The following is a 12,833-nucleotide window of genomic DNA, read 5'->3' as shown; positions in this document are numbered from 1 at the left end:
GCCGGCCACGGCGCCGTCGCATGACCTTCCCCGACGAACGATCGACGTCTCATCCTCCGTGACCCCGTCACGGACAACCGTTCAGGAGCGCCACATGACCACCGCGGGTAACGACGACGCGCTGCGGCGCCTGGTCGACATCGAAGAGATCAAGCAGCTCAAGGCACGCTACTTTCGGCTCCACGACACCAAGAAATGGGACGAGTGGGTCAGGCTGTTCACGCCGGAGATCCATCTCGAGATCGATGGGACGGTGCTCCGCGATCCCGCCGAGCTGGCCCGCATCACCAGCGGCTGGAACGGGAACGCGATCGCCGTCCACCGGGGCTTCATGCCCGAGATCGACATCACCGGTCCCGACACCGCCACCGGCATCTGGAGCATGGACGACTATCTCGAATGGCCCGAGAGGGACGGTCTGCCGCAGGGGATGCGGGGCTACGGGCACTACTACGAGGAGTACCGGAAGATCGACGGCAGATGGTTGATCAGCCGCCTGAGGCTGGATCGCCTGAAGCTCGAGGTCTTCGAGGGTGGCCTGCCTCCCGTGTGAGGATGATCCCCCGAGCGCCCGATCCCGGGCTCGTCACCGGCTCACCGGCTCACCGCGGAGGCCAGGGCACGCACCCGCTCCGCGTGCAGGTCGTGGCCGATGACGACCGGCGGCTCGTTGTACGGCATGGCGTCGGAGGAACGGCGCAGCTTGACGTACTGCCCGCAGGCATCGACGGCGTAGGGCTCCATGTCGTCCTGGAGTGCGCCGATCACCGTGATCCCGTACGTCTCGCCGATCCGGCGGAACAGCGCCACCGCCTCCCTTCGGTGCTCCTTGCCGAGGTTGCGGCCCAGCTCGTCGAGGACCAGGCACAGGTGCCCGCCGCCCGAGGACGCGATCGCCGCCGCGCAGACCAGCTTCACCGCCTTCTCGTCCATCAGCGCGGTGTTGGCCCGCCGGTTGTACGGCACGAACCCCTGCCCCTCGCCCCTGCGCCACTTGGGCGTCACCCGCCACGCCCAGCGCTGCTCGGGGTCGGCGGGCGCGGGCGGGACGGGGAACTCCAGCGTCGCGCCGTAACCGCCGTAGGAGGTGTCGAGCTTGTCGAACTCCTCTGCCACCCGGGTCAGCCGCGCCCTGATCGCGGCGGTCAGCGCGGACCGGTGCACGGCGGTGGACTGGGCCGCCTCCTCGGCACCCCTGGCGGCGGCCGTCAGGTCGCGCTGCCGGGTGACGATCTGCGTCTCGATCTGGCGGCGCCGGTGCCGCTCGTAGTCCTCCTGACCGCGCAGGTAGGACGCGAGCGCCGAGCACACGCCGGGGAACGTCGCCTGCTCGCGGGCGGTGCGCCCGGCGCCCGGCGCGGTCCTCTCCCTGACCAGGAAGCGCAGTTCCTCGGGCATCTCCTCGTCCTCGCCGGGGAAGGTGTCGCGCAGCGCCTCGTCCAGGCGGCGCTCGGCGGCCCGCCACCACTCCTCGGACGTCAGCGGGCGCTCCTGCTCGTCCAGGGCGCCCAGCCATTCGCGGGCTCCGTCGACGGTGCCGCCCCAGTCACCGGCCAGCGTGTCCAGCCCGAGCGCGTCGCGGTCGGCGGTGATCCTCGCGGCCTGCTCCGCGGCCTGGTCGCGGTCGGACTCGTGCCGGGCCCTGCGGCCCTCCAGACGCTCGATCTCCATGTTTCTCGTACGGGCGCGGAAGTCCAGGGCGCTCGCCCGGCGTTCGGCCTCGTCGACCTTCGGCGCGATCCCGGCCAGCGCCTCGGACAGCTCGGTGAGCGCGGCCCGGCGCTCGGCCAGCCGCCGCTCGATGTCGGCCAGCTGCACGGACGCCTTCGCCCCCTCGAGCCTCCTGCCCGCCTCGGCCACGGCGTCCTCCGCGGCCCGTACGACCGCCGCCGCGCTCTCCTGGGTGTCACGCGCCCGGTGCAGGCGCTGCTCGGCCGCCTTGATGCGGGCCTCCCTGCCGGTGACCGCGACCTCGAACGATCCCACGACGGTGACTCCCGCCGCGCTGACCAGCACCGATCCGGGCAGCGCGCCCAGGGCGCGCGCGGCGGCCGCCAGGTCGGCCGCGTCGACGATCACCGCGTGCTCGTGCGGCCACCCGCGAGCTCCCAGCGCGGGGGCGGCCGCACCGTCTCGACGCGGCGCGGCCTCGTCGTCGCGGGCCTGCTCGGCGACGTCGATCGCGTCGAGCAGGCCGGTCGCCCCGACACCCGCCTCGGCGAGCGCGTTGAGCTGGGCCGCCGCCGGGCCGCCCTCGGCGTCGTCCAGCGCGGCCTTCGCCCCCTCGGCCTCCCGGTCGGCCACGCCCAGCGCCTTCAGCGCCTCGTTCAGCCGCGTCCTGGCCTCGGCCAGCTCGGCACCCGCCGCCGCCATGTCGCGCCCGTCGGCCAGGCGGCGCTGCTCCTCGAGACCGGGAATCCAGCCGCGCAGCTCGTCGACCGAGTTCTCCGCCACCGCCCGGTCGGCGTCCAGCTTCGCCGCGCGTGCCTGCAGGGTGGTCAGCTCCCTGCGGGCCTCGGCCAGCCCGCGCTCCAGGGTGTCGTCCTTGAGCGTGGCGATCTCGGCCCTGACCTCGGCGATCGCCTCCGTGGCACGATCGCCCGCCGCGCGGACCCGCTCCAGCTCGGCCGCCAGCGCCTCGTCCCGCTGCCCGGCGTCGGCCAGCCTGCGCGCCAGCCGCCCCCGCCAGCAGCGCAGCGCGTCGGCCAGCCGGACCCGGGCCCGGTCACGCCTGTCGAAGGTCTCCAGGAGCGTACGGGACTCGCCCTCGAACTCCCGGAGCAGCTCCACGGCCCGCGTCGCCCGCACCCGCCTGGCGTGCTCGTCGCGGCGGGCCTCCCGCTCCTGGTCGAGCTCGGAGTCCAGGCCGGTCAGCGCGGCGATCGCCTCGAAGACCCGCTCGGGGGAGATCTCGTTGAGCGGCTGGGAGAGCAGGTTGGTGGCGACCTTGCTCCGTACCGAGGTCGACAGGAACGACACGCACCTGACGCGGTCGCCGTACAGGACCCGGGTCAGGTCGCGCGCCACCACGTCACGGCGTCCCGCCGAGCGGGGCAGCGCCGCCCACAGCTCGTCGGCCCGCGCCACCCGCTCGGCCTCCGAGGCCGCCACCGCCAGGTGCACCCCCTGGATCCACCTGATCTCCAGATGCGGGGCCTCCTGGTTGACCCGCAACCACACGGTCACCGCGTCGTCCAGGGAGGCGCGGTCCGGGGAGCCGGTGTCCGAGGAGACCGTGTCCCCGGAGTCCCCGGAGTCCCCGGAGTCCCCGGAGTCCCCGGAGTCCCCCGTGTCCCCGGAGTTCCCGGAAACCGTGCCCGAGGAGCCGCCCGGAGAGACGCCGTCCACGGGGCCAGCGTCCACGGGGCCGGCATTCGCGGAATCGGTGTCCGCGGGGCCGGTGGGGACGGGGCCGGTGGAGACGGAGTCCGTGGGGCCGGAGCCGGTGTGCGCGGGGTCGGCCGCCGCGAAGACGCCGACGATGTAGCCGTGGTCGGCGCTGGCCCACGTCCGGCCACCGCCGCCCGCCGCGAGCTCGGCGTTGAACAGCAGCTCCGCGACGGATTTCGCCCCCGAGGCGAAACGCCACTGCTCGTCCCCGAGCAGCGCGGTGATCATCGCGATGAACGACGACTTGCCCGCGCCGTTGGAATCCTTCGGCCCCGCGCCCGCGACCACGATCAGCGTGCCCGGCACGGTCGGCACCGGGTGGGTCGAGAGCCGGGAGATGTTGACCGGCTGCACGGCGATCAGCACCCGGTCGCCCACCACGTTCTCGCTCGGGGCGGTGGCGCGGGTCGTCTCCACGGGGACCAGGGTCGCCTGCGTCCCGCCCGGGTCCCCGGTGGTCTCGGAACCCCTGGTCCTCCCGCTCCGGGCGCCCTCCGCCCGGACGTTCCCGGGGCGAGCCGCTCCGGTGGCCTCGCCCGGGGAGGCCTTTCCGGCCCCGGCCCCGGTTCCGGCCCCGGCCGTGCCGGTGCGGTTCTCCGCGGCCCTGGCTCGGCTCCCGCGTGAGCTCTTCTCGGCCTGGCTCCGCTGGTCGGTCAACCCCGTCGTTCCTTTCTTCCATCCTGCTTCCGGTGCCTGGAGCGCCGGGTCTCCGGCACCCCGCCCCGGGTTCCGCTCATCGTGAGCGAGGGCCTCTTCGCGTCCGCTCGGCACCGGGCCCACCGGGGTCTTTGGCGCCACGCCTTCGCGAGGGGCGGTCTTTCCGGACCCGCTCACCGCCGGTTGGCCCGTACGGCCGCCGCCAGCGGGGTGTGCGGTCCCGCGGCGAGGATCAGCTCCTCCTGCAGACGGCGCCTGGCCTGCGGGGTCAGCCGGTGGAACTGCGGCCCCGGCACGTAACCCCCGGCCTCCTCGCCCGCCTTCACCTGGGTCACCAGGCCCGCGTGGCGCAGGACGCGCAGCGCGGCGTCCAGCTCACCGATCGGCAGCCTGGTGTGCCGCCGGAGCTCGTCGACCTGGGCGGGGAACGGCGAGAGCCAGCTGTCGGCGGGCAGCAGGCCGTCGGCCCGCGGGATCGCCACCGAGTGGATCAGCACAAGCACCAGAACCGCCCGCTCGGACTCACCCAGAGCCGAGCCCGCTCCCGAGGCGGCATCCGCTCCCGGGACGGTCTCCGCTCCCGGGACCGTTCCCGCTTCCGAGACCGTTCCCGGCGCCGATCCCGCCCCCGAACCCGAACCCGAACCCGGACCCGGACCCGGACCCGGTCCAGCGGGCACGCCCCCTCCCGCGAGCGTCTCGGCCGCGTAGCCCGAGGTCCACGCGTCGCGGTCGTGGACGAGGACCCGGCCGCGGCGCTCCAGCATCTCGGCGAGCGCGCGGCGCAGCACCGGGTCGCGCAACGCGGGAAAACGGGCCTCGTGCACCGGCTCGGCCGCGTGCTCCACCGCCATGAAGGCCGCCACGACCTCGGCCCTGCGCCGCTCGTCGAACGGGCCGAGCAGATCCTCGTCCACCTCCTCGGGAACCGTGACACCGGCCCCCGCCTCCGCGCCGTCAAGGACGCCCTCGGCGACCGGGAGCACCTCCGGGCCGCCCGGAACCTCCTCACCGGTGGGCAGCCGGCGCATCAGCTCCCGCAACTGGGCGTGCGACGCGGCGGGCCAGGAGGCGCACCGGGGGCCGAGCCGTACGAGACCGCCGGTGACCTCCAGCCAGGCCGAGTCGTGCAGGCGGCGCAGCGCGCCGACCGCCCAGTTGCGCATGAGGTCGTCGCCGCGCCCGATCAGCGCCCGGTACGCCGACAGCACGTCGTCCACCGTGGCCGCGGTGCCGGGCCAGGGGTCGGCGGACAGGTCCGTCCAGCAACACCGCAGCGCCGCGGCCAGCACCCGCCGGGTCTCCCCGGATCGTTCCACCGCCATGGGCGCGACCTGGTATTCCTCCAGGAGCGACGGGGTCGCCCCGTCGGGCCAGACCGGCAACGCCAGGCCCGTCCCGTCGCCGCGCCCCAGCCGTGCCATCCCGGCGGGAGCCGCCTCTCCGGCTCCGAGCGGGAGGGGACCGCCCGCCCTGGCGCGGACGTGCGCCGTCCGGGACGGCTCGGTGCCGGCCGCCGGGGCCGTCGCGGCCGGTGTGTGTCGCGGATCAGCCGGCACCGCCGGTCCTTTCGAGGTGGCCGTGGGAGAGCCAGGCGGGCTCGCCGCCGGGGTCGGCGGTGAGCCCGTCGGACCAGCGCAGTCGGTAGGGGGAGTCGGGACGCAGGTCGGCGGAGACGAGATCGGCCAGCAGTCGGCGGGCGGAGACCCACTCGCCGTCGGCGGTGAGCAGCTCCTCCAGCCGGACGGTGGAGCGCCCGGCGAGCGCGGCCTCGGCCACCGCGGTCAGGTGGTCGAGCCCGTCGGTGCCGGGATCGTGGGTGCCGGCGGGGCCGGGGTCGGGCAGGGCAGAGCGCGGGGGAGTGGGCTGGGCGGGTGCCGGGCGGGGGCTCTCATCCACGGCCCTGACGATCGCCGCCGGGTCGTGCCAGGGGGCGGGAGCGTCGAAGACGAACCCGTCGAGCACCGCGGCCAGGCGCTCCCTGCTCGCGGTCTGCGCGAAGGTGCGCCAGGTCTCCGCGGGGAGCAGCGTCAGGTTCCTCGTCGTGCCCGCGGAGTCGGCCAGACGCCCGGCGGCGCGGCGCGAGGCGTCGCTGTAGGAGTAGATCGCGGCGCGCAGCTCGGTGCAGGTGCGGTCGAGGTCGGGCCAGCGGGTGAGGATGGTGCCGTGCAGGCTCTGCGCCCGCCGGGCGATCTCCTCGGTGCCCCACAGCTTGGGCGCCTGCTCGCGCAGCTCCTCGATGGTGCCGCCGGTCAGGGTGATCAGCTCCAGCGCCCACAGCCGGAAAGCGCGCGACAGGTTCTGCGCGCTGGCGCGGGCCTCCTCCATCGTCGTGCGGGGATCGGCCACGTTGAGGTCTTCAAGCGCGAGCAGGCGGTGCATCTCCGACTGGCCGCCGTCGTCCATCATCCGGCGGATGAACATCAGCCCCACCACGCTGGTGAACGACGCGCGGTAGCGGAGCTGGTTGGGCTTGGGGAACACCTCGCGGATCGCGCCGAGACCGCGCAGGACCCGGAGCCGGTTCTCGAACCGGTCGAGCGGGTAGGCCCGGCAGACGTGGCGCATCTGCTCGTGGGTCAGCCACTCCTCGCCCGCCTCGGCGAACGCCGCGAACAGCGTCTCGGCGATGTCGACCAGCGTGGGGTCGTCCACCACCGCGCCACTGTCGCGGGCGAGCGCCGCGAACATGCGGCGGTAGGTCGAGAGCACGGCCTCCTCGGTGAGGGCCGAGTCGAGCGTGATCTCGTGGTTCGTCTCTGGCACGCGCCCTACCGTAAGGCTTGCGCCCGACAATCCTGACCCGGACCGCCGAGAAGTGGACGTGCCCTACGGGCGGACACGGCTGAACACGGGCCGCCCGGCCCGGCGCCGGCTGCCCGCTCGGACCTCCCGCGGTCGTGATCACTCAGGTCGGATGTCAGGGGGTGGTGGCGGTCGCGGGCAGGACTCCGGCCTGCCGGAGCCGGTCGCGGGCGGCCTCGATGGCCTCGGGGGTGGTGGCGAAGACACGGCCGGCCCGGTCGAGGTGGGCGATGACGCCAAGGGCGTGCAGGGGCTGGTGGTGGCCCTGGCGGATACCGGAGACGTAGACGGTGATGCCACGGCGTTGCAGCCGCTCTATGGCGTCGCCGAGGACCAGGGCGCCGCTGGCGTCGATGGTGGTGACGCGGGACATGCGCAGGATCACCACGGAGACGGCGGCGACCTCGGACAGCTCCAGCAGGAAACGGTGGGCCGCGGCGAAGAACAGCGGCCCGTCCAGGCGGTAGGCGACGATGTGCTCGGCGAGCAGGGCGTGTTCCTGCTCGCTGTGGTCGCCGGGCAGCTCAGGATGGATCGGCGTCATGTCCAGGCGGACGTCGCGCGCGATGGAGCGCAACGCCAGCGCACCGGCCACGATCAGGCCGAGGATGACGGCCTGGACCAGGTCGAGCGCCAAGGTGGCGACCGCGGTCAGTACCAGGACGACGGCGTCGCCGCGGGTGGAGTGGATCATGGCTTTGACCGAGCCGACCTCCACCATCCGCACCGAGGTGGCCAGCAGCACACCGGCCAGCGCGGCGAGGGGGATCCGGGCGACCAGGTCGGCGGCGAGGAGCACGATCACGGTCAGGATGCCCGCGTGGGCCAGCGCGGCCAGCCGTGACTGGGCGCCGGAGCGGACGTTGACCGCGGTGCGGGCGATGGCACCGGTGGCCGGGACGCCGCCGAACAGCGGGACGACGAGGTTGGCCAGCCCCTGGCCGAACAGTTCCCGGTCGGGGTCGTGCCTGTGGTTGACGCTCATGCCGTCGGCCACGGCGGCCGACAGCAGTGACTCCAGCGCGGCCAGGGCCGCGACGGCGACCGCGGGGGCGAGCAGCGAGCTCAGCGCGCTCACGTCCATGAAGGCCAGCGAGGGAGCGGGCAACCCGGCGGGCAGGTCCCCGATGCGTGCCACCGGCGGATCGGCCAGTTGCGTCAGCAGGGTGGCGGCGGCCACGGCGAGCAGGGAGAAGGGTACGGCGGGCCGCCATCGTGCCCCCAGCAACATCACCGCGGCCACCGTCAGGGCGATGGCCGGGGCCCACCACAGCGGCTGGGCGAGGAAGTCCCGTACGGCCTGCCAGGCCACGGCGAGGACCTTGTCCCCTTCCGGGGTCGGCACGCCCAGGGCGGCCGGAACCTGCTGCAGGCCGATCACGCAGGCGATGCCGATGGTGAAGCCCTCCACCACGGGGGCCGGTACCAGGGCCATGTACCTGCCCGCGCGGCCCAGCGCCAGCGCGATCAACAGCAGCCCGGCCAGCACGCCGACCATCAGCACACCGGAGGCGCCGTGAGCGTGCATGATCGGCACCAGCACCACCGTCATCGCCCCGGTCGGGCCGGACACCTGCAGGCGCGAACCGCCGAACAGCGCCGCCAGTACTCCGGCGACCACCGCGGTGGCCAGACCCGCCGCGGCGCCCATGCCCGAGGAGATGCCGAACCCCAGCGCCAGCGGCAACGCCACGATCGCCACCGTGAGCCCGGCCAGCAGGTCACGGCGGGGACGGCGGCCCATCGCGGCCAGCTCCTCGCCCTCGGGCAGCACGCCGCGCAGGCGGGCCCAGCCCGAGGAGAGCATGGAGATCACGAGGTGCCGGTCTCGGTCTTGATCAGTTCGCTCAGCAGCTCGTGCTGCCCGGTGAGCATCTGTGTCAACAGCCTGCGCGCCGCGCGCAGCAACTCCGCCACATCACCACCGGCCAGGGCGTAGACCACGGTGGAACCGTCGCGGTGCGCGGTGACCATCCCCGAACGGCGTAGCACGGCCAGATGCTGCGACAACCCCGTCGGTTCCACCTCGATGGCGGCCAGCAGGTCCCGCACCGGCCTCGGCCCATCCTGCAGCAGCTCCAGCACCCGGATCCGGACGGGGTGGCCCAGCAGCCGGAACAGCTCCGCCTTGGCCTCGTACAGCGGGACCGACATCACAGAGCGGTCCTCTCGCCCGGCCCGGCCTCACCCGGGCCGATCGGCACACCGTGCGTGCGGGCCAGTCGCGTCACATGCTCCCACTCCGCTTCGGCCGTCATCAGCTCGCCGACGTCATCGCCTTGGCGGGCCTCCTCCAGCGCCGCGGCCGCCCGGCGTGCTCTTTCCCTGACCGCGGTAGCGAAGGACCCGCTCACGGCACACCCCTGATCTCGGTCTCGTCCAACGGCACCATCATGTACTCAATTGCGTAAGTTCGCAATTCATGAAACGTAGACAGGGTACCGCGGTCACGGTCCCACCGCCTCACCGGCCCGGCTCACCGTCCGGGCCGCCCCCGGTGTCATCGCCGGCCCGCCCGGTCGAGCTCGGTCCGTCGGCGAGGTCGGCGAGGTCGGCGAGCGGAGACAGGCCGGGACCGGGGACGTGGGCGGGTTGGAAAGCGCGATGGGAGCGCGCCCACGATTCTCCGGCAACTATTCGCAACATTTAAGACAGATCGCAACATCCGACGTACGGTCGGAGAACCAACCCCCCGCGGTGACAAGGTGATGGAGATGGCGACCTCCACGGCACGCATCGACGAGGCCAAAGGCATTCTCGCCGCCAGGCTCAGGGCGCTCCGCGCCGACGCCGGGCTGACGGGGCGAGCGCTGGCGGCGAAGACCGGCCTGGACCACACCAAGATCTCCAAGATCGAGAACGCGGTCCAGATGCCCAACCAGGCGGACATCCGCACGTGGTGCGAGGCCTGCGACGCGGACGAGCAGGTGGTCGACCTCATCGCGGCCGCACAGAACATCGACGCGATGTACACCGACTGGCGCCGCCTGGAGGAGAGCGGCCTCGGCCACGTCCAGCGCTCCTTCCAGCCGCTGTACGACAAGACCCACCAGTTCCGCGTCTGGCAGCATTCGGCCGTGCCCGGCCTGCTCCAGACCGGTGACTACGCCCGGGGTCACCTGCGCGCCATCATCGACTTCCGCGGCATCCCGGACGACATCGAGACCGCGGTCGCGGCGAGGCTGAAACAGCAGGAGATCCTGCGCAACGGGAGCAAGCGGTTCGCGTTCATCGTCGGTGAGCAGGCGCTCCGCATGCCGCTGGTCGGCCCCGAGCAGATGGCCGCCCAGCTCGACCGGCTGGCGGAGCTGACCTCCGGCACCGCGAACGTGTCCTTCGGCATCGTCTCCGCGACGATCAGGCCGCCGCTCATGCCGCCGGAGAACTTCTGGATATACGACGCCAACCGGGTCCGCGTCGACACCGTGCCCGGCCAGATCCAGCACAAGGCCCCCAGCGACGTGGCCGTGTACGAGAAGGCGTTCCAGGCGCTGAGCGGTGCCGCGGCGTACGGGAAGGAGGCTCGCGACATGCTGCGGGCCGCGGCCGGGGGGTTCCGCGGAGGCGAAGATCGGTGAAGGGGATGCTTCGCGAGGGGCGAACGCGCAACATCACGCAACATCGTTGAGGCGGGCATCCGAAGATCCTTACCCTCGCCAGCGTGACCGTTGATCACAGAATCCCCGAAGACCTCGCGCCTCCTCCCGCCGAACTCCGGGCCCGTGAACTGGCGGCCCTGCTGGCCCGATCCCACAACATCCCGGCGGACGTCCACCGCCTGCCGTCCGGAAAGATCGTCATCTCCGTTTATTACGGCCTGGTCGCCCGCCTGGACGACGCGTGCCGCTTCTGGTGGATGGTCCCGGTGCCCGCGGACCGGGACAGGCCGCTGTGGACGAGTGCCACGACCCCGGTGGCGGCGGCGATCCGGATAGCCGCTCACTACCGGGAACTGCGGGCCCGCCCGCTGGTCCACCTGATACGCGGCGGCTACCTGCTGACCGACGTCCTGATGGAACACCACGAGGCCGCCGCCCCGATATGACGACGCCGGCCGAGCCTGTCATGGTTCGACGGCTCTTGCCGAGCACGTCCTGATTCGATGGCACCCGCCGTTGTCGTCCCGGTTACGGACCGCAGCCGGAACCGCCTTCCCGGAGCCCGCCCCCGGCGTCCGGCGAGCACGAGGCCGGTCGCTCAGGAGAGAGGGCCGCGCGGCCCGTCGTGACCGATGCTCGCGGCCGGTTCGGCGGTTTCGCACGGGTCGCGCGGCCCTTTCGAGAGGGCGCCCGCCGGCCACCGGCCCTCATCGGGTGCGCGGTGAAGTCTCCGACCTGCGCGAATCACGGTTCAATGCCCCGTGTTTCGTGTTTAACTCGGACTTGCGGTAGTCACCCGACTTCCTTGGGTAGTGTCCCCGGGCCAGATGAGAGCGCGCGGTGTAGCAAGGGGGAGACGATTCATGATCAGCGTCCTGATCGCCGAGGACATGCATCTCGTCCGAGGAGCCATGGTCGCCCTGCTCTCCACGGAGAGTGACATCAAGGTCGTCGCCGAGGTCGGTCACGGCGACGAGGTGGTCCGCTCCTGCCTGCTCCACCGGCCGGACGTCGCGCTCATCGACATCGGCCTGCCCGGCACCGACGGTCTCACCGCGACGGCGGAGGTGCATCGCAGGCTTCCCGAGTGCGGGACGGTGATCCTGACCGGGCTCGCCACCCCGGCCGCGCTGCGCCGGGCACTGGACGCCGGGGCGCGCGGCTTCGTCGTCAAGGACGCCCCCGCGGGCCAGCTCGCGGGCTGCGTACGCCGGGTGGCCGCCGGTGAGCGGGTCGTCGACCCCGAACTGGCCGTCGCCGCCCTCAACGCGAAGAGAAACCCGCTCACCGCACGTGAGCTGGAGGTCCTGCAGGCCGCGGCCGAGGGGGCGCCGGTCGGGGAGATCGCCGACCGTCTCTGCCTGTCCGGCGGCACGGTACGCAACTACCTGGCGCGAATCCTCAACAAGGTCGACGCCCGCACGCGCGTCGAGGCGGTCAGGATCGCCAGGGAGGCGGGCTGGCTGTGGTCCCACGACCTGACCGAACCGACCCTGAGCCGCTACCGCTCGCTCAACTGACCGCCCGCCCCCTGCGGGCTTCGGCGCCGGTGGGGAATCCGGTCAGCCGCGATGACCATGGCCGGAACGGCCGCCGGGCACGTCACGGAGATCGTTGACGAGCGGATCCGGTTTCTCGTCGACGGGCCGGTAGGCATCGCGAATCTGCTGTTAGCGCTAACAGAATTTTTGCGAGGCTTTCTCCCCTTCGGGCGACTGCTTGTGGTGGTGCAGCGGAGCAAACACGACGTGGTGAGGTTCCGTCAAGGGTCCAGGCCTGCCGATTTCATCGGGCACAAACCCGCTATGACCTTTCTCATGCGCTCTCACCAGGAGTGGTTTGCTTTATGTCAAGCGAATGGTGAGGTGATTTTCGTCAAACGGCGGGGCGGGGCGTTATCGGCGGCAAGTGCATTCCCGCCGAAGCGGTCGAACCGATTCGCCGAAAGTCTTGACATGTTTCGATCAGGTTTCCACACTGAGATCGCAAAGACGGCTCGCCCTGCCGGGATCGGTGGTGGGCGGCGGGGGCCGTAGCCCGCGACGCCGATGGCGCCATCAGTGGTGCCGGCCCGGTGACGGGCTGTGTCCGTCGATCGTCCGGCTGCCTTCGCGCACCTCTGTTTCCCGGATCCGCAGTGACGGCCCAGGTACGGGGCGGAGAGGGCATCCCGGCACGGCGGGGCTCGCCCGCGCCGGAGCGGCCGGTCGGATGTGCCGCCACGGGGTCGCCCCGACGACCCGTTCCGTAGTCCGGTCGCGCCCCGGCGCGCGCGATTCCCTTACCCGCAGGAGACATGGATGCGATTAGGCAGACCTGTGCGAACACGACCCGTCATCCATCCGGCCACCGCCGGTCCACCACCGATCTGGAGGGCGGTTC

General features: G+C 72.6%; 10 protein-coding genes. 4 read left to right on the top strand and 6 right to left on the bottom strand.

Annotated elements, in window-relative coordinates:
* Positions 1-94 precede the first annotated feature (94 nt).
* Positions 95-553, top strand: a complete 459-nt coding sequence (locus ACTOQ2_RS14865) for a nuclear transport factor 2 family protein (protein WP_440100153.1) — start codon at positions 95-97, stop codon at positions 551-553.
* A gap of 41 nt (positions 554-594) precedes the next feature.
* Here the strand turns inward: ACTOQ2_RS14865 and ACTOQ2_RS14860 are convergent, their stop codons facing one another.
* The 6 genes from ACTOQ2_RS14860 to ACTOQ2_RS14835 all read right to left on the bottom strand — a co-directional run bounded on the left by ACTOQ2_RS14860 (position 595) and on the right by ACTOQ2_RS14835 (position 9,206).
* Positions 595-4,047 (bottom strand): chromosome partitioning protein ParA, encoded by a 3,453-nt coding sequence (locus ACTOQ2_RS14860; RefSeq protein WP_440100152.1) that lies wholly within the window; start codon positions 4,045-4,047, stop codon positions 595-597.
* Between the two features lie 173 nt (positions 4,048-4,220).
* Positions 4,221-5,606, bottom strand: coding sequence for a hypothetical protein (locus tag ACTOQ2_RS14855; protein WP_440100151.1), 1,386 nt, complete (start codon positions 5,604-5,606; stop codon positions 4,221-4,223).
* On the bottom strand, positions 5,596-6,813 hold the full coding sequence (locus ACTOQ2_RS14850; protein WP_440082250.1) for a hypothetical protein: 1,218 nt from the start codon (positions 6,811-6,813) through the stop codon (positions 5,596-5,598). Before ACTOQ2_RS14850 ends, ACTOQ2_RS14855 begins: the two co-directional genes overlap by 11 nt.
* Positions 6,814-6,967: 154 nt before the next feature.
* Positions 6,968-8,659, bottom strand: a complete 1,692-nt coding sequence (locus tag ACTOQ2_RS14845; RefSeq protein WP_440100220.1) for a SulP family inorganic anion transporter — start codon at positions 8,657-8,659, stop codon at positions 6,968-6,970.
* A gap of 5 nt (positions 8,660-8,664) precedes the next feature.
* Entirely contained in the window at positions 8,665-9,006 is a 342-nt protein-coding gene (locus tag ACTOQ2_RS14840; RefSeq protein ID WP_440100150.1) for an ArsR/SmtB family transcription factor, read from the bottom strand.
* Positions 9,006-9,206: a hypothetical protein gene (locus tag ACTOQ2_RS14835; protein WP_440100149.1), complete on the bottom strand. Its 201-nt coding sequence runs from the start codon at positions 9,204-9,206 to the stop codon at positions 9,006-9,008. Before ACTOQ2_RS14835 ends, ACTOQ2_RS14840 begins: the two co-directional genes overlap by 1 nt.
* A gap of 360 nt (positions 9,207-9,566) precedes the next feature.
* On the opposite strand from ACTOQ2_RS14835, the gene ACTOQ2_RS14830 reads away from it, so the two are divergent.
* The 3 genes from ACTOQ2_RS14830 to ACTOQ2_RS14820 all read left to right on the top strand — a co-directional run bounded on the left by ACTOQ2_RS14830 (position 9,567) and on the right by ACTOQ2_RS14820 (position 11,971).
* Positions 9,567-10,430, top strand: a complete 864-nt coding sequence (locus ACTOQ2_RS14830; RefSeq protein WP_440100148.1) for a helix-turn-helix domain-containing protein — start codon at positions 9,567-9,569, stop codon at positions 10,428-10,430.
* Between the two features lie 83 nt (positions 10,431-10,513).
* Complete coding sequence (locus tag ACTOQ2_RS14825) at positions 10,514-10,897, top strand: hypothetical protein (protein ID WP_440063952.1); 384 nt, start codon at positions 10,514-10,516, stop codon at positions 10,895-10,897.
* Between the two features lie 417 nt (positions 10,898-11,314).
* Positions 11,315-11,971: a response regulator transcription factor gene (locus ACTOQ2_RS14820; protein WP_362692920.1), complete on the top strand. Its 657-nt coding sequence runs from the start codon at positions 11,315-11,317 to the stop codon at positions 11,969-11,971.
* The last annotated feature ends 862 nt before the right edge of the window (positions 11,972-12,833 follow it).

Origin of the sequence: Streptosporangium sp. H16, assembly GCF_051918855.1 — a bacterium.
In the GTDB taxonomy this organism is placed as follows: domain Bacteria; phylum Actinomycetota; class Actinomycetes; order Streptosporangiales; family Streptosporangiaceae; genus Streptosporangium.
Note: the sequence above shows the minus strand (reverse complement) of the source record. Positions and strands in the feature narration are given on the sequence as shown.